The organism is Leptospira langatensis (assembly GCF_004770615.1).
Lineage (GTDB): Bacteria > Spirochaetota > Leptospiria > Leptospirales > Leptospiraceae > Leptospira_B > Leptospira_B langatensis.
Genome location: NZ_RQER01000007.1, coordinates 317,642 through 335,200 on the forward strand (window position 1 = coordinate 317,642; position 17,559 = coordinate 335,200).

General features: G+C 45.9%; 15 protein-coding genes. 10 read left to right on the forward strand and 5 right to left on the reverse strand.

Annotated elements, in window-relative coordinates; genetic code table 11:
- Positions 1 to 2: 2 nt before the first annotated feature.
- The 5 genes from EHO57_RS13160 to EHO57_RS13180 are packed head-to-tail and all read left to right on the forward strand — an operon-like array spanning position 3 to position 3,414.
- On the forward strand, positions 3 to 527 hold the full coding sequence (locus EHO57_RS13160; RefSeq protein WP_135645646.1) for an ABC transporter permease: 525 nt from the start codon (positions 3 to 5) through the stop codon (positions 525 to 527).
- Positions 524 to 1,189 (forward strand): ABC transporter ATP-binding protein, encoded by a 666-nt coding sequence (locus EHO57_RS13165; protein WP_135645645.1) that lies wholly within the window; start codon positions 524 to 526, stop codon positions 1,187 to 1,189. Before EHO57_RS13160 ends, EHO57_RS13165 begins: the two co-directional genes overlap by 4 nt.
- Complete coding sequence (locus tag EHO57_RS13170) at positions 1,186 to 2,091, forward strand: ROK family protein (RefSeq protein WP_135645644.1); 906 nt, start codon at positions 1,186 to 1,188, stop codon at positions 2,089 to 2,091. The genes EHO57_RS13165 and EHO57_RS13170 overlap by 4 nt, the downstream gene beginning before the upstream one ends.
- Positions 2,088 to 2,438 carry a histidine triad nucleotide-binding protein gene (locus EHO57_RS13175; RefSeq protein WP_135645643.1) on the forward strand — a complete coding sequence of 117 codons (351 nt, stop codon included), beginning with the start codon at positions 2,088 to 2,090 and terminating at the stop codon, positions 2,436 to 2,438. Before EHO57_RS13170 ends, EHO57_RS13175 begins: the two co-directional genes overlap by 4 nt.
- 16 nt (positions 2,439 to 2,454) lie before the next feature.
- A complete protein-coding gene (locus EHO57_RS13180) occupies positions 2,455 to 3,414 on the forward strand; it encodes a lysylphosphatidylglycerol synthase transmembrane domain-containing protein (RefSeq protein WP_135645642.1) in 960 nt (319 codons plus the stop codon).
- A gap of 159 nt (positions 3,415 to 3,573) precedes the next feature.
- On the opposite strand, the gene EHO57_RS13185 is transcribed toward EHO57_RS13180, so the two are convergent.
- A complete protein-coding gene (locus tag EHO57_RS13185; RefSeq protein ID WP_135645641.1) occupies positions 3,574 to 3,996 on the reverse strand; it encodes an LA_2478/LA_2722/LA_4182 family protein in 423 nt (140 codons plus the stop codon).
- A gap of 206 nt (positions 3,997 to 4,202) precedes the next feature.
- Between EHO57_RS13185 and EHO57_RS13190 the strand changes: the two genes are divergently transcribed.
- Both EHO57_RS13190 and EHO57_RS13195 read left to right on the forward strand, forming a co-directional pair.
- On the forward strand, positions 4,203 to 5,489 hold the full coding sequence (locus EHO57_RS13190; RefSeq protein WP_135645640.1) for a beta-ketoacyl-[acyl-carrier-protein] synthase family protein: 1,287 nt from the start codon (positions 4,203 to 4,205) through the stop codon (positions 5,487 to 5,489).
- Between the two features lie 8 nt (positions 5,490 to 5,497).
- Positions 5,498 to 6,025: a SiaB family protein kinase gene (locus EHO57_RS13195; RefSeq protein ID WP_135645639.1), complete on the forward strand. Its 528-nt coding sequence runs from the start codon at positions 5,498 to 5,500 to the stop codon at positions 6,023 to 6,025.
- A gap of 13 nt (positions 6,026 to 6,038) precedes the next feature.
- On the opposite strand, the gene EHO57_RS13200 is transcribed toward EHO57_RS13195, so the two are convergent.
- From EHO57_RS13200 to EHO57_RS13215, 4 genes are read right to left on the reverse strand one after another with little or no spacing between them, the layout of a single operon-like run.
- Complete coding sequence (locus EHO57_RS13200; RefSeq protein WP_135645638.1) at positions 6,039 to 6,803, reverse strand: PP2C family protein-serine/threonine phosphatase; 765 nt, start codon at positions 6,801 to 6,803, stop codon at positions 6,039 to 6,041.
- Between the two features lie 36 nt (positions 6,804 to 6,839).
- Positions 6,840 to 7,601, reverse strand: a complete 762-nt coding sequence (locus tag EHO57_RS13205; protein WP_135645637.1) for a glucose 1-dehydrogenase — start codon at positions 7,599 to 7,601, stop codon at positions 6,840 to 6,842.
- On the reverse strand, positions 7,598 to 8,476 hold the full coding sequence (locus EHO57_RS13210) for a four helix bundle protein (RefSeq protein ID WP_135645636.1): 879 nt from the start codon (positions 8,474 to 8,476) through the stop codon (positions 7,598 to 7,600). The genes EHO57_RS13205 and EHO57_RS13210 overlap by 4 nt, the downstream gene beginning before the upstream one ends.
- Positions 8,473 to 8,916 carry an acyl-CoA thioesterase gene (locus EHO57_RS13215; RefSeq protein ID WP_135645635.1) on the reverse strand — a complete coding sequence of 148 codons (444 nt, stop codon included), beginning with the start codon at positions 8,914 to 8,916 and terminating at the stop codon, positions 8,473 to 8,475. Before EHO57_RS13215 ends, EHO57_RS13210 begins: the two co-directional genes overlap by 4 nt.
- A 336-nt stretch (positions 8,917 to 9,252) precedes the next feature.
- Between EHO57_RS13215 and EHO57_RS13220 the strand changes: the two genes are divergently transcribed.
- From EHO57_RS13220 to EHO57_RS13230, 3 genes are all read left to right on the forward strand, one after another.
- Positions 9,253 to 11,064 carry a CoA-transferase gene (locus EHO57_RS13220; RefSeq protein ID WP_135645634.1) on the forward strand — a complete coding sequence of 604 codons (1,812 nt, stop codon included), beginning with the start codon at positions 9,253 to 9,255 and terminating at the stop codon, positions 11,062 to 11,064.
- A 72-nt stretch (positions 11,065 to 11,136) separates the two neighbouring features.
- The gene (locus EHO57_RS13225) at positions 11,137 to 12,114 is read left to right on the forward strand and encodes a ketoacyl-ACP synthase III (RefSeq protein ID WP_135645633.1); all 978 of its coding nucleotides are present in this window, start codon (positions 11,137 to 11,139) and stop codon (positions 12,112 to 12,114) included.
- Positions 12,115 to 12,175: 61 nt separating this feature from the next.
- Positions 12,176 to 17,551 carry a protein kinase domain-containing protein gene (locus EHO57_RS13230; RefSeq protein WP_135645632.1) on the forward strand — a complete coding sequence of 1,792 codons (5,376 nt, stop codon included), beginning with the start codon at positions 12,176 to 12,178 and terminating at the stop codon, positions 17,549 to 17,551.
- Positions 17,552 to 17,559 lie beyond the last annotated feature (8 nt).

Genomic DNA, 17,559 nt, shown 5'->3' on the forward strand with positions numbered 1-17,559 from the left:
CGATGGGAAGGATCACTTACCTAAGGTTTGCATTTTCCCTTTTTACTCGGGATTGGATCACTAGCGCTCTGCATGTCGTCTTCTCCGCGTTCTTCGGATACGGATTCGTATACGGATTCTTCGCAGCACGCACGGAAAAAATCTCTTCCGACCTTTCTAGTATCGAGCTATTTTTGAAATCTCCGTACCTGGTTTTATGCCTTTCCGGGCTCGCTTTTATTTTTATGACCATAGTTCGGATCATGAGTCGTTCCGGTGACAACGGGATCATGATGGCAGTGGGAGGAAATCGTAACGGTGTTGTCTTCCTACAGACCATGGAAGTCTGGCTCATTCATGGGATCGGCTTTGTAGGAAGCATCCTGATCAGCATTCTTCTTCCCTTTGGGAACCCCGAATTGGTTTCCTTTCTGGACTATTTGGGGACCATACTGCTGGAAATCCTACTGATTGGCGCCATTGCCGGTTTTACGGCCTTCCTCTATACTTTGATCGATCCTTATAAGTCCATTCGGAGGGGAAAATGATCCTTCGGATTAATAATCTTTCCAGATTCTACGGCTCGACCAAGGCAGTAAACGGAGTTTCCTTCGATATCAATCAATCTGACTATGTCGCGATCGTAGGGCCTTCCGGCTCGGGCAAGACCACCCTTCTTTCTATGATCACAGGAATGCTATCCAGCACCTCCGGAGAGATCTATTTCGATACATTGAGACTTTCTTCCATCAGCAAAGGGGAGCTTGCCAAATTCAGGGCCAAGAGTATAGGCCTGATCTTCCAATTCTCCGAGTTAGTATCTCACCTCACTGTCGAGGAGAATATACTTCTTCCCGCTCTTTTAGTGGGGAAGTTTCCGGAACAGGAATATAAGGAAAAATGCGAATACCTGATCTCTAGTCTGCACTTGCAGGCGATACGAGACCAGTTACCGACCCGTCTTTCCGGCGGACAGATCCAGATGACTGCGATCGCAAGGGCATTGATCAACGAACCGGAGATCCTTTTGGCAGATGAGCCCTCCGGGGATTTGGATCCGGAGAATAGCGAACTCGTTCGTAAACTTCTCTCCGACTTCAATTCCAGAGGATTGACCATCTTACTCGTTACTCACGATATGAATCTTGCCTTTGATGCGAAGACCATCTACGAAATGAGAGAAGGAAGCTTTACCAGAGTCGTTAAATGAGTCTTGTCTTAGGCCTGGATATAGGCGCTCAAAGCATCAAGGCCTGCCTCACGGACCGAAAAGGTTCTATCTTATACCAATGCGATCGAAAGACCGGTCCGGAAACTAGCAACGAAGACTTTCTCACCCTCTTAGAGGATTCCGTTTCAGAAGTATTCAATTTTTCTAAAGAACCCATTCAATCGATAGGGATCGGAAGCCCGGGACCTATAGATAAGGAAAATGGCATCTTGATATCTTCTGCCAATCTCCCGAAACTGAAGGACGTCCCTCTCGTTTCTCATTTAAAGAAGAAGTTTAACATTCCAGTATATTATGATAATGACGCAAACTGTGCAGCACTCGGGGAATATTGGTTCGGCTCCGGAAAGAATTCCCCTAGTCTCATCGTTATTACTTTGGGCACCGGACTCGGCGGAGGATGGGTCTTCGAAGGAAAGCTCTTCGACGGTTACAAGGGAAACTCCTTGGAAGTTGGACATACTACCATTCGTCCTGGCGGGGCTCTCTGCGGCTGCGGACAAAGAGGGTGCATAGAGGCTTACTTCAGTGCTTCCGGATTTTCTGCCAGATACTTGGAGAAAACCGGCAAGATCCTTTCCGATGTGGAAATTCTCTTTGAAACAGCGGAACAAGGAGATCCTTCCGCCAAACTCATCATAGAAGAAGGGATAGAAGCACTCGCGGAAACGATCCGAAATCTCATCCATCTATTCAATCCGGAGTGCATCGTACTTTCCGGAGGGATCGCAAGGTCGTATTCTCGATTCGGAAAACGACTTGAAAATCGGGTTCGAGAAATCATCTTTCCTATATTCAAAGACTATACAAGGATCCTGGCAGGCGGTTCCGTTACTGGGGCCTTAGGAGCGGCAAGTCTTTGCTTGGACAATAAAATATGAGCGATCCGAACTGTTTATTCTGCAAAATCATCAAAAAAGAGATCCCGGCCAAAATAGAATTCGAAGACGAGAATCTATTAGCTTTTTATGATATATCCCCTCAGGCGCCCACACATCTGCTTGTCATCCCGAAGAAGCATATCGTTTCCTTGGATCAGGCAGAGGCCTCGGACAAGGCCCTAATTGGAGAGATCCTTTTTCGGGTCTCAGAGATCGCAAAGTCTTTAGGTTTGGATAAGGAAGGCTTTAGAGTGGTAAATAACTCAGGAGCGCTCGGCGGACAGACAGTGTTCCATTTGCATTTCCATCTATTAGGTGGAAGACAAATGAAATGGCCCCCCGGCTGATCTACGGAGAAGTATTTTGAAAAAACTCATTCTAGGCTTTGCTATCAGTGCGCTTTCCCTGGGATTCCTTTTTTGGAACCTGGATCTTTCCGGCTTTCGATCCATATTGGAGAGATGGCAACCGATCTACCTAGCCCCCTTCTTTCTTGTAATCATCTGGGGACTTCTACTCTTCTCCTGGAGGTGGTATCTATTATTGCATAAGAAGGTTTCCTTCAAGATCTCACTTCTTTCCGCATATATAGGTGTGGGAGCGAACCAATTCCTTCCAGCAAGAGGAGGAGACCTATTTCGACTCTATCTATGTCGACAAGGAACGGACATAGGTTATGCGAGTCTCGTAAGCGGGATCTTCCTAGAGAAAGTATTAGATTTTTCTTTTATATTCTGCGCAGGTTTGGGGGCCTTATTCCTATTAGGAGTCAACCAAACAGACACGAAGCTCTTCTTTCCCTTACTCGGGATCATCGGCATCTTTTCCGCTCTAGGGATAGTGCGCTTCTTCCATCCCAAATTGATCCAACTTGGAGAATGGATGTTTTCCAAAATAGGAAAGCGAGAATTCTTTCGAGACAATCTGGCGTCTCAGATCACAGAACTCGGGAGTTTTTTAACATTTCGTAATATAAGTACCTATGGGCTTCTTACCGGGGCGACCTGGCTTTTTGGTTATGCAATCCATTATACCTTATTGCAATATTTGGTCGGGATCCATCTCAGCCCTTTACAGACTATCTTTATTATGTTTTGTGGAGCGGTAGGAGTGATGGTCCCTTCTGCTCCGTCGGGCGCGGGAGTATACCATGCCTCCATCACATCCGGCTTTGTATTATTGGGAAGGGATAGCTCGGAAGGTTTGGTCTATGCAACCACTGTGCATTTAGGCCAGATGATCTCGCTCGGGATCTTAACCGCCATCTTGTATGTATATTGGTCCTTTTCAGGACAGGAGAAGAAACCGGAATTAGGAAGATAGTTCCCACAATGTGGGAACTATTTAAGTAACCGGGAATTTTCAGTTGCGAACATAAGGCTTTTGTGATATAGCGGAGGCGCTTCTCCCGCAAGCCCTCCTCCACCACCCAATTCGGGTGGGGGCCGCCCTGAATCGCCGGAACGGAAGTTCCGTTCCGAATTATTCCGGTTTAGTGAGCTTCTCCAGATCTTCACAACCTGGGATATTTAATTTTTTTCCTCTGGAGCTCTTGAACGGCTCACAGGTAGAAGCTTCCAATCCGGAAATACAAGCCTCGAATGTGGAGACCATTTCAGGAGTCACTTGCTCTTTCTTCTCCGTTCTACGTTGCTTTGCCTTTTCGAATTCTTCTTTGAAATGACTAACGCAGTTTTCTTCGGATTGCATAAAAGGAGGGATCATATTCCGATACTGAGCCGGGATCTTTTCCAGCTCGTCTTTAGTGCACTCGATAGTTTTAGAGCAAATTGCTTTCTGGAAACGAGGAACTAGTTCGTTCAGTTTTTCCTCAGGTGACTTGGAACAGGAAACCATGAACAAGGTCCCTGAGAGAAGGAACATTAGAATTTTTGTATATTTCATTGAAAACTCCATAAATAATTTTTTGAACAAGCCTAAGTTGTGGGACCTCCAACGAAAATCCTTTTTCATAACCTTACGCAAATTAAACTAGTTTTCTCCGTTTTAGTGGAGGATTTATCTTCTTTTTTGCGTCGTATACGTTTCGAAATGATTTTTTTTATTTCCAAATCTGACAATCAAAGGTAATTTCTGATCCCTCTGGCCCTATGGAAAAAACAAAGAATGGCAAGAATTCAAGAGTTGTAGTAACCGGTATCGGGGTCATACTGCCCAATACTTTCTCCGTGGGAGACTTCTGGACCAACCTTTCGGAAGGAAGATCCCAGTTAGACTTCATCACTCGCTTCCCTACCGACAATTTCCCGATCAAGGTCGCGGGAGAAATGAACACATTCGACTGGAGAAAACATCTCCCCGATCTCAGCGACAAATACGCAAAGAATTACAATACGGAAACACTCGCCCTCATGTCTGCAATGGAAGAAGCAAACAAGGATGCAGGGATCAAAAAAGGGGATCTCGAACCCAGCAGAGTGGGATTTATAGATTCTTCTTCTAGAGCTTCTTTATCTTGGTGGGATTTTGCCTGGAGAAAGTACCTAGAGGAAAAGGATCATAACGTATTTGACCGTTATTCGGTGCTTACCTCCATGGCATCCAATCCCACAAACTTAACGGCGATTAACGCAAACATCCAAGGATTCGTTACCACTGTTTCCGCGGCCTGTGTAGGCGGGCACCATGCGATCAGTTTATGTTACCAAGCCATCCGAAAAGGAAGAGCCGAGGTAATGTATGCCGGAGGACATGAATTTCCTCTCTTGCAGCCGCTCATGTTGATGTACTCCGATCCATTGAGCAGGGTTATGTCCTTAGAAAAAGATAATCCTAAAAGAGGGATCCGCCCTTACGACAAGACCAGGGACGGTTTCCTTTTGGGAGAAGGAGCAGTCGTACTCGTGCTCGAAAGATTGGACAGGGCCTTGCAAAGAGGAGCCAGGATCTATTCCGAGATCTTAGGAACCTATAGCTATAACGAAGCGGATCATGCCATGAGAATGGACCTAACCGGAAAGAAAGCCGCAACCGGTCTAAAACATCTTATGAAGATCAGCAATCTCAGACTAGGGGACATCGATTATTTCTGCGGACACGGAACTGCAACCCATAACAACGATTTAGCGGAAAGTAGAGCGATCTCCCTTCTCTATGAGGGACGCCCCAAATTCCATTGGGCACCCGTAGGCTCCATCAAGCCGATCTTCGGGCATACGTTCGGAGCCGCAGGGATCATCAATGTGGCGGCAACCTCTCTCATGATGCAAAAACAAACCCTCTGCCCGACCATCAATCTGGAAACTCCGGACCCGGAATGCGATCATGATCATATCGCAGAAGGCCAGCGCAAGGCGAAACTCAGGAACGCGATCTCCATGGCTTTCGCGATCGGAAGCCAATCTTCTTTTGTAAGTCTAGCCGCTCCGGAATTCTGAGGAAGAGAATGCAACTATCAAAACAATATAATATCCTAAAAAGGACAGGAGTTGCCCTTCTCTACAAGGGTCCGTTCTCCGAGACAACGATCTCTGCTCTAAATGAACTTTTAAAGGAGAAGTTAGAAGGAGAAAAGAAGAAGAACCGAATTCTCACGGTCTTCGTCGAGATGGCGCAAAACGTTGCTCATTATTCCAAGGAAAGGGATGAGAAGAGCGGTATAGGGATCCTAGCTCTGCGAAAGAAAGCGCATAACTGGGAGTTGAACTGCGGGAATGCGATCGATTCTTCTCAGAGTGAATTCCTAAAGAAGAAGTTGGAAGAGATCAAAAGCCTTTCCGACGAAGAACTAAAACTAAAATACAACGAACAGATCCGTTCCGATAGACCGGAGAAGAGCAAGGGAGCAGGACTGGGATTCTACGAGATCGCTCGCAAATCGGATCTGCCCTTAGTCATTCAATTTGAAGAAGGGGAAGAAGAGGAGATCTTCTTCAGATTAACTGCCAGATTCCTGCTCGAAGAAGCCGAATAAATATTAATAAAACTTAAACCGCTTCTATCTGAATGATCAACACGGTATGATTATCCCTGGTCAGTCGGATATTTGCCTCTTCCGAAAGATGTCTGCAAGTCTCTCTTAGATCGTGGCTGTCTCTCAAGATCTTTTCCATCTGATCAATATTCAGGACTTCAGTTAAACCGTCGCTACAGATCAGCAAATAATCCCCGGCAGACAATTTTCCGGTAAGATCGAAGATATCCGCCTCCATACTCTTGGAGCCGCCACCTATACAACTAGTGAGAAGGTTCCTTCCGTGGCCGATCCCTAATTCTTCGCTGATATTATGATCTACGGTCACTTTCTTCAGGCCGTCTTTATCCAGATGATACAATCTGCTGTCACCCACATTGAATACCCAGGACTTTCGCTTTCCTAACAAGCACCCAACTAAAGTCGTTCCCATTTTCGGTTTATGAATGGACTCGCCATAAGAGTTCACTTCGTTATTGATCTTACGAAGAAGGTTCTTCCATCCGGTGGAAGGCAATTCTTCTATGGGTCGGATCGCTCTCTCCATCCAAGAAAGTTTTTCCAACGCAACTCTACTTGCGATCTCTCCTGCCTCATGTCCGCCCAGCCCATCTGCGAGAGCGAAAAGAGCTGCAACAGACTCTGTATCCAATTCCTGAACAGAATCCAATTCTCCATGAGTTTGCCCACAGACAATCGTCTCTATCGCTAAGAAAGAATCTTCATTATGAGAACGAAAGTTTCCCTTATCCGTAATTGCATAATAGCGGAGTTTCATATATTTATACCGGACACACTGCGTAAGACCCGGATTTTACTTTGCAGTGTATCCTCCGTCTACCGGAAGCGCAACCCCGGTAACGAAGGAGGCCTCGTCCGAACAGAGCCATACTGCCGCCTTTGCCACTTCTTCCGGCTCGGACAGTCGATTGACAGGATGCAGTCGAGTGATCTTTCTTTCTGCTTCTTTCGGATCTGGAGAAGAATGAAATAGACCTTCTAACATTTCGGTGCGGATAAATCCGGGACATACAGCGTTCACTCTGATATTCTTCTCCGCATATTCCAAGGCTGCGGATCTTGTCAGACCAACTACTCCATGTTTGGCGGCAGCGTAAGGAGCTACCTTCCAATCCGCACCTACGAGACCGGCAATAGAGGAAATATTCACTATGGAACCCCGCCCTCTCTTTAAGATCAGCTCTATCTCGTGTTTCATGCAAAGCCATGTGCCTTTCAAATCCACCGAAAGTACCTTATCCCAAACCTTTTCAGGATAAAGATGCAGATCCGTCGACAGACCTCCAACTGCGGCGTTATTTACCGCATAGTCCAATCCCCCGAACTCGGACTCCGCTTTTTGCACGAAATCCTTTACCTGCGAATCGTTAGACACGTCGCAAGGGAAGAATTTCGCAACTCCACCGGATTTCGCGACTTCCTCTTCCGTTTTTTTTCCTTCTTCTTCTCTTCGTCCGCAGAAGAGTACCTTGGCCCCTCTGGACGCAAATTCCAATACGATGGACTTGCCTATGCCTGCGTTTCCACCGGTAACTAAAGCAACTTTGTTTTTCATCGGATCTTCCTGGCTTCTCCGGTTCGGACTCTATTTAAGTATTTCTTTAAATGAGAATTAATGATCTCAAGATCGTCCAGTTCTTGAGCGGGATCCACCGCCCCCAGATCCGCGATCAAGATGAGAAGATAACGTAACTCTTCCAGGTGGACCTTTGCCTTGAGTATATTCTTGATCTTCTCGGAGCGTATTCTGGTTCCCCAGGCTCCTGCGATCCGAACAGGCAAAAGAGAAGAAACGGATTTAATATGATCGATTAGGTTCGGCTCCACTTTCTCCTTCCAAGAATCGCAGAGCTCATAAAGATGCAGAAGGAACACATGAGCGAGTTTCCAAACTTCTAATTTACGGAATCCGGATACGAATCCGTCCGGTCCAAGAGTCCCTGAAGATGCAGTTCCTATCTCAGGACTCGGCTGTGAGATGATCTTCCCGGTTTCGAATTTTTTCCTGAATCCGTCCGGAATAGGTACAACCTTTCTCTGGGAATAATCGAAGAATAACACCCGTATCTTGACCACGGAGACCTTCTCCGTTCTATTTTTCTTAGAGAGACGAAAATACAGATCGAAGGACTTTTCTCCCAGATTGTCCAAGGAAACATCTATGATCACTTTATCTTTATATAATAATTCTCCCTGATACAGTATATTAGCATTCGCGAATATGATACTGTTCCCATGTATATCGGTTACCGAATATCCAAGGTACTGAAAGAATTGCAGATGGGCCTCCATTACGAGATCCAATATGCTTGCGAAGGACACATGTATATCCAGACTCAGATCTATCTTTCGGATCAGGATCTCAGTTGAGAAATAATACCGAGCCGGAAATTCCGGGTCGGAGTTTGGCACCTGGGGATTGGAACTCATGAGCTAAACTTTGCCCGAAAGCTATCCGGGATTTCCAAGGTTTTCTTAGAGACGTAGTCGAAGAAGACCAGAGCGATCTTCACGAAGGCAACTTCTTCTCCGCTTTTTTTGTTCGTTGCTTTTACGAGAAGTTCACAGGACTTCTTTCCCAGATTGGAAATTCCTAGAGCAAATTCCAAAATGTCCCCTGCCTTCGCCTCGGATCTGTATTCCGCTTCCATCTTGGGAATAATGATATTCGCACCGGCAATGTTTGCCTTAGACCAAGAGTGAGACTCCAGGAATGCGTCGAATGCCTCATTCACTAAGGGAATGATCGTCTCATAGGTAACATGAGAAACGAAGAGTCCGCCTACTACGGTCGCGCTTCGGGTATCGGATCTACGAACGATCAAGTCCGTCCGAAAAGAGAAGGACTGGCTTTCGGAGAGCTGGGACATAGGTTCCTTCTTTCGGGAAAAGATACTATTAATATCGGAACCCGGAAATCCGATCTTAAAGGACCTATGAGAAGAGAGGAGCTTAGTCTTTCCAAAATTTTAAACCTTGGAAATATTTTTTATACTTGAGTCCGGAGGAAATACTGCGATATAATCGGATGAGTAACTCGAAAGTTTTACTCTAAACGATGTTAGTTTCTATGGGTCGTTGACAATTCGCAAGAATTCGTTTCGACGGTATTTTCCGTCGAATTTCGTATGAAACCGGCCTTTTTTCCGTCAAAAGACTAATCTTTAAAAACGAAGAAGTCAGGCCGCTTCTTTGCGAATACGATAATGCCTCTGGAACCGCAAAAGAGAGAACCAACAAAGATTCTTTCCGATCCAGACTCCTTGATCCAGGAGTTTGTCCGTCCTGGCATGTACCTTCACTTAGCCACTACCATGTCTCGTCCCAATGCTCTCATTTATGCTCTCGCTAGAGTATTCCAAGGGACCAAACCGGATTTCACGGTCAGTGTAGCGGGCATCCATTCTAGCGCTCATTGCCTGGCTCTCTCCGGCATTGTAAAAAAGATCATCACAGGTTTTGCCGGAGACAATTATCCGAAGCCGAGTCCCAATAGTTTGTACAAAGATCTCTTGCGTGGGAAACCATTCGAACTGGAACTTTGGTCCCTTCTCTCATTAACCCAAAGATTAATCGCAGGAGCGATGCGGCTTCCCGGTTTCATTTCTAATTCTCTCGTAGGTTCGGATCTGATCGAGGATAAATTAGGAAAGACCGCCTTCCTCTACCATAAGCCTACTCCTGGCCAGGCCTTTGGAGAAGCGGCGGCTCCTCACCTAACAACCGAAAGTCGCGGGACCAAGGAAAAGGATATGATCCTTCTTCTTCCATTGAATCCGGATATCACCTTTGTGCATGGGGTCGTTGCCGACGAAGATGGGAATATCGTTCTCTGTCCTCCGGCGGGAGAAGGTTCCTGGGGAGCTCTTGCTGCTTCTCAAGGAGTCGTTGCCACTGTGGAGAAGATCGTTCCCAGAGGGGCGATTCCTCCAGAACTTGTGAATATTCCGGGAACAAGAGTGCTCGGGATCGCTCCCGCAAGGTACGGAGCTCATCCGCAATCATTAAGAGTTCATAATTTTCCGGACATCCCCGCCTTCGAAGGTGTGGAATCCTATATGGACGATTATGAATTCCAGATCGAAGCCAACGAGTCTGCAGGAGTTCCTTCTAAAGCCGAGAAATGGTATAAAGAAAATGTAATATTATCCGGTCACGAGGAATACTTGGAACAGATCGGGGATGTAAGACTCAGACGTCTGAAGATGACTCCGCCGGAGCATGTCCTTTCTTCTCCAGAAGATCCTAAGACTGTGAACGATTCCGAGCAGACCATTCTCCTTACCGCTAGAGCTATTATCGAGAGAGTCAAAGAAAAAGGATATAAGACCGTTCTTGCAGGGATCGGCGCCGCTCATATGGCCGCCTGGACCGCCGCCAAACTTTTGGAAAGAGAAGGAATTCCTATCAAGGTAATCTCGGAACTGGGCTTCTATGGAATGAAGCCATTTGCGGGTGACGTATTCTTATTCAGTCAACTTCATACTCATTCCTCTACCATGTTATCCGATGTGGTCAGTATCCTAGGCACAGTCGTCCCGGACGATTGCCTGGCAGTCATCGGAGCCGCGGAAGTGGATTGGTTCGGGAATATCAACTCCGTAATGGATGGGAAAGGGAACTTCTTGGTCGGCTCAGGCGGAGCTAACGATATCGTTTCTACTGCGGATACGATCGTGGTAGCAAAGGCCAACCGCTATCGATTCGTAAGAAAAGTGAAATTCATCACTTCTCCCGGAGACAGGGTGGTAGAAGCAGTTTGTCAATTCGGTAGGTTCAAGAGAGCATCCTTCTCGGATCATCCGTTCGAACTGGCCTCTTGGATCGCTCCCGCCTCCGACGACGAGATGGAAGCAGAAGAAGCCGTTCTAAGATACACACTCTGGCTTCCCCCTGACGAAGAATTGCCGATTGACCAAGAACCGCCCATAACTTCGGAAGAATTGACGGCTCTTAGGGAATTGGATCCCGAGAGGATCTATACGGAACAGTTTATGGTTTACACTCGTTTGCCTTAACTTGTAGCCGAATAGAGCAAAAGATTGGAATTATGACTGGAAATTTATTTCGGACCAAGGGAGTATTGATCCATGGAAAAAGCTAAGAACCTAGCTTCCAACGGGGTTCGTATCACTGGGATAGGACATTACCTTCCCGAACGGATCGTGAAGAATGAAGAGATCCGCGCTAGATTAAAATATCCTGAAATGCATCCGGCCGAAAAGGCAGTCATCGGAGATATCGGTGTAATTGAAAGAAGAAGGGCTAACGAAAAGGAAACCCCTCAGTTCATGGCAACCGAGACCGCCAAAATGATCCTGAAAGATGCAGGAAAAGATCCCAAGGATGTGGACTTATATATTCTCGCAAATTGGACAGATCGATTCTATCTTCCGGATCTGGCCCCACAAGCCTCCAAAATGAGTGGGACATCGAACGCATTCGCATTCGATATTTCTACTGCTTGCACCGGATTCGTCCACGGAGTACAGATGGGTGCCGCATTTCTTTCCAGTGGTAAATACAAATCCGCGCTTGTGATCGGAAGCGAACGTTTTTCAGTGCGTACTAGAATGAGCGGTTACGGAGAATTCACTGCGGGAGACGCAGCGGCAGGAGTTCTACTCGAATACACAGGAGATAAGAACTACGGGATCATAGACTCCTTCTTAAAAGACGACGGAGATCTTTCCTGGCTGATCGAAATGGGTCCTGCTCCAAACCATTATATCAAGAGTTATCCTGAACTAGTCACGAATGCTGCGGATCTCACCTTATCTTCTATGGACCAACTCATGGACAAACATGGGCTTAAAGTGGAGGATATAGATTGGGTCATCCCTCATCCGGGAACGGATGTGGTAGTGCAGGACGTTTTAAAAAGGACCAAATTTCCCAAGGAAAAGCTCCTACTCAATTTTGAAAGAGTGGGAAATACTTCCGCGGCTTCCATTCCGATTGCCTTATCAGAATATTATTATAAAGGAATTGTGAAGAAGGGAGACTTAATTCTGTCTCCTGCGGTGGGTGCCGGATTTTATTGGGGTGGACTTTTATACCGATTATAAATTGGATATCTGTTCCGCCCAAAAAATAGAAACAAATCAAAAGAAAAGGTGAAGTAGAAGGATGATCGTAACAGGATTCGAACTAAGAGAAAGGCTAAACGCCGAATCTGCCTCGGAAGTGTATAAGGCCGTTCGAAAAGATGATAGCAAATCGATAATCATCAAATTCCTTCCCGTTTTGGACGAACTGCATCCTTCTGTAGTCAATCTCAAGAACGAATACGAGATCTTAACATTATTATCCGAGAAAGAATTCGTTAAGCCGATCAAGTTCGAAAAGCTCCAAGATGGATTCGCTCTGTTCATGGACTATGTGTCCGGAGGTTCCCTAAAGGACTTCATCGCAAAGAAGCCGATGACCCTTACGGACTTCTTCTCCATTGCGATCCAATTATCGGAAAGGTTAAGCGAGATCCATTCCCGCAAGATCATTCATAAGGACTTAAAACCAGAGAACATTATCTATAATAAGGAGACCAAACAGGTCCGGATCATAGACTTTGGGATCTCCACTAGGCTCAATAAAGAAGAGACTTCTTGGTCTGCTCCCAATATTTTAGAGGGCTCCATTCATTATGTTTCTCCGGAGCAAACAGGAAGAATGAACCGATCCGTGGATTATAGAAGTGATTTCTATTCTCTCGGGATCACCTTCTACGAAATGCTTTTAGGCAAACTTCCTTTCGAAGGAGACGATCTACTACAGCTGGTGCATTCTCACTTAGCAAAGATCCCTGTTTCTCCGAAGGAAGCCCGTCCTGAGATCCCGTCCGTACTTTCAGATATTGTAATGAAGCTTCTGGCAAAGAACGCAGAAGACAGATATCAAACTGCGAGAGGGCTCCAAGGAGACTTGGAAAAGGCCTATTCTCTTTGGAAGGAAAACACCGATTTTCCGGCCTTCCCATTGGCTCAAAACGATTTCTCCACCGAGTTCAAGATCCCTCAAAAACTCTACGGAAGGGAAGAATATATCAAAACCCTTTTGGAAGAGTTTAAGAATGTTGCGACTAACGGTCGTTCCAGAATGGTATTGATCGGAGGATATTCCGGTGTGGGTAAATCCTCGCTCGTAAAAGAGATCAATAAGCCCCTTACGGAATCCAAAGGTTATTTTATCTCCGGAAAATTCGATCAGTACAATCGGAACCTTCCCTTTTCCGCGATCATACAAGTCTTCTCCAGTTTAGTAGAATTGATCCTAACCGAGCCACCGGAAAGGATCGAAGCCTGGAAAGGAAAGATCCGTAAGGCTCTAGGCGCAAACGGAAAGGTAGTCACGGATGTGATCCCTGAACTCGAGATCATCATAGGAAAACAGGAAGCAGTCCCGGAACTTGGTCCCCAAGAGAACGCCAACCGTTTTTATATAGTATTCCAGAACTTCATTAAGGTTTTTGCAAGTTCCGATCACCCTCTCGCTGTCTTTTTGGATGATTTGCAATGGGCGGATACCGCTTCTCTGGAACTTCTGCGGATCCTAATGGAAGATGTAACTGTAAGTCATCTTTTTATTATATTAGCATATCGCGATAACGAAGTGGACTCTTCCCATCCGTTCCAAGCTCTATTGGACGTATTGGAAAAAGAAGGACTAGATCCGTACAAGATCGTATTGCAGCCTCTCGCACTAAAGGATGTGAAGGAATTGCTAATGGACAGCCTTCATACTGCCCAGGACAAGATCACCGAACTTTCCGAGATTGTTCATGCAAAGACCGGAGGAAACCCGTTCTTTATCGGTGAGCTATTGAAGCAGCTCGCCAAAGAGGATTCCGTCTATTTTGACCAAGGAACAGGAAAACCGGGAGAAGGCACTTGGAAATGGGATATCGCCAAGATCAAGAACACTAAGATTTCGGATAATGTTGTCGAACTTCTCATCAACCGGATCCGTAAACTTCCTCCTAAGATCCAAGAGACATTAGAACTTGCTTCCTGTATCGGAAGTTCCTTCGATTTGGCACTCCTCACCAGGATCCTAGAAACGGATTATAAGACCACAGTAGGAGCCTTGCAAGAGGCGGTCCAAGAAGAATTGATCGTACCCGTCGGAGACAACTATCGTCTAGGAGAAGCATTGGATGAAAAAGAATCCAATAAGGAAAAACTTCTCCAAGCTGCAAAGACAGTCATGTATAGATTCCAGCATGACCGAGTACAGCAAGCAGCGTATGAGATCATAGACGAGGATAAGAAGAAGAAAATCAGATTGCAACTCGGTAGGTTCCTTCTCGAAGGTGCGGACCAAAAACAGATCGAGGACAATATCTTCGATATAGCGAATCACTTGAACATTGGTTCTCCTTATATTACCGAGGCTTCCGAAAAACTTCGTCTCGCGCAGTTAGATCTCATCGCAGGAAAGAAGGCAAAGAATTCAACTGCTTACAAACCTGCCTTGAGCTATATTGCAAAAGCAAGAGAGATGCTTTTCCTTCTTCCGGAAGCGAACGAGGGAGACGATCGGCTCTGGGCAAAACACTATGAGATCTGTTATTCCGTATTCAGAGAATTAGGAGAGATCCAGTACCTGACAGGAGTATTCGAAGATTCGCAAAAGACGATAGATACTCTTTTGAAATATGCTAAGACTCCGATCGAACAGGCAGACGCTTACAATCTTCTTATCATAGAATATTCCGCCCTAGGGAAATTCGATCTTGCGCTCCCTATGATCATCAAGGCGTTAAAGCCCTTGGGCGTAGACATTCCGGACAAGGATCACGACAAGGTGACCGGAGCGGAAGTAGAGATCGCAAACGCAGCCTTAGAGGGAAAGACGGTCGAATCTCTCTTGGATCTTCCTCTGATCCAAAAGCAGGAACATATTATGGCGGTTAATCTGATGACCAGCGCCATCCCTACTGTTTATAACTACGCTCTTACTTTATTCCCGGTCATCTCGCTCAAGATGGTAAACCTATTCTTGAAACACGGAAACGTTTCCGATCCATACGGATATTCCATGTATGCGATCGTGCTTACATCCGGATTCCAACAATATCGAAAAGGATATGAGTTCGCAGAACTTGCCATCAAGGTAAGCGAGAAGTTCAAGAACCCGAGTGGCATCACGAAGGCAGCCAATATTCTCGCGAACTATACGACTCCCTTCGTAAAACACTTAAAGTATTCCGAAGAGATCAATCATAGAGGGATCCAAGCTAGTTTAGAATCGGGAGAATTCCTGCACGGCGGATATTGCGCAATGAACGACGCGATCAACGTGGTGCTCCAGTCCAAGAACCTAGAATTAGTAAAACCTAAAATAGATGGACTCTTGAAATTCACCAGAAAGGTGAAGAATAACCTGGCAATCGATACCGTTCTCGCTTCGGCGCTCATCGTTTCCAACTTGAGAGGAAAGACCGCCTCTCATACGGAATTCTCCACAGAGGAAATGAATGAGCAAGAATTCATAGAGTTATGTAATTCCCACCAGAGCCCCTTCCCTGTTTGTTTATTCAAGATCATGAAGAGCAGAATGCTTCTCTCCTATGGAGAACCGGAAGCGGCTCTCAAAGAATTGGAAGAAGCAGAAGGAATGCTTGGTTTCATTTCCGGACAGATCGCAGTAGAAGAACATGCCTATCTATATTCTCTCGCAATGGCTGCGAACTATAAACTTTCTCCTCAAGATAAGAAAGCTAAGTTCCTGGAGAGAATGAAACAGAATCAGCAAAAACTGAAACTTCTCTCAGAGAATTCTCCCGAGAACTTCGAACACAAATATCTCTTAGTCGAAGCCGAACTCGCAAGACTAGAATACAAAAACTGGAAGGCTGCAAAGACATACGAGCAAGCCATCCAGCTCGCGAGTAAAAACGAATATTATAACGACGAGGCCTTGGCCGCAGAACTCGCGTCCAAGTTCTGGTTCTCTAAGGGAAGCGCAAAGATAGGTTCCCAATATGTGGGCGAGGCCTACCAAAAGTACGGAAGATGGGGAGCCACCAAGAAACAAGAACTCTTGCGAGCAAAGTATCCGGAATTCATCCGAGAAAAAGGAGGAAGGGATACCTTCCGCACCACCAGGACCATCGGGACCCTAAGCACACGTACCGCTTCCGCAACGGAAGTATATACCGGACAGACTTTGGACTTCCAATCCATTCTGAAAAGTTCCACTGCGATCTCCGGGGAAATCAAACTGGAATCCTTATTGGATACGTTGATGCAGATCTCCATAGAGAATGTGGGAGCGGAGAAGGGAGTCATGATCCTGCGAAGGGACGGAAAGCTCTTCGTAGAAGCTGAGGGTAGCATAACGGACGACGAGATCCGGGTCATGCAAGGAACTCCTCTCCAAGAAAGCAAGAACATCCCGATCAGCGTTATCTATTATGTGGAGAGGACCAAGGAAGATCTGGTATTAAGGAACGCATTCGCGGATGAAAAGTTCAATAAGGATCCTTATATCCGGGAAAGAAAAACCAAGTCGGTCTTATGTTCTCCTATCATCAAGCAGGGAGAGCTGATCGGTATATTATATTTAGAGAATAATCTTTCCGAAGCAGCATTCACTTCGGATCGATTGCAGACTATCTCCATCCTTTCTTCTCAGGCAGCGATCTCTATCGACAATGCGTTACTCTATGCTAACTTGGAAAGCAAGGTTGCGGAAAGAACCAAGGAATTGGCGACTGCCAACGATGATCTAGCCCTGAAGAATCAGCACATTACGGACAGTATTACATATTCTTTGAATATCCAACAGGCGATCCTTCCAGCCCATGAGATCTTGAGCAAATCCTTGGAGGATTATTTCGTGATATTCCGCCCCAAGGATATCGTTTCCGGAGACTTCTATTGGTTTTCCAAACAGGAAGATGCGACTTATATAGCCGCCGTGGATTGTACTGGTCACGGGGTTCCGGGAGCGCTTATGTCCATGATAGGCAATACTCTTTTGAACCAGATCGTGAACGAGATAGGTATCACTGAACCGGGAGAGATCCTAAGCCTTCTTCACCTGAAAGTAAGACAGGCTTTAAAGCAGGATACCGATCAAACCAATTCCAGGGACGGAATGGACCTCTGCCTATTAAAGATCCAAGACAATAATTTATTCTTTGCGGGAGCGAAACGCCCTATTTTTATAGGAAAAGGCGGAGTCTTGACCGAAATTAAAGGAGATAGGTTCTCGATAGGCGGCAAGCAAAAAGAAGAGACGCGAAAATTCACGACGCACTCCATTCCTCTAGAAAAAGGAATTCGAACGAGTGTCTACTTAACCACGGACGGTTTCATGGATCAGCCGAATCCGGAACGCATGAAGATCGGTACCAAAGGATTTCTGGCATTCTTGGGTGGAATAGAACACCTTTCCTGTGCGGAACAAAAAGAGAGAATGGAATCCTTTCTGCTAGCTCACCAAAACGGAGAAGCGCAGCGGGACGACATAACACTTGTCGGTGTGGTTTTGGGGGGTTAAATAAAGGA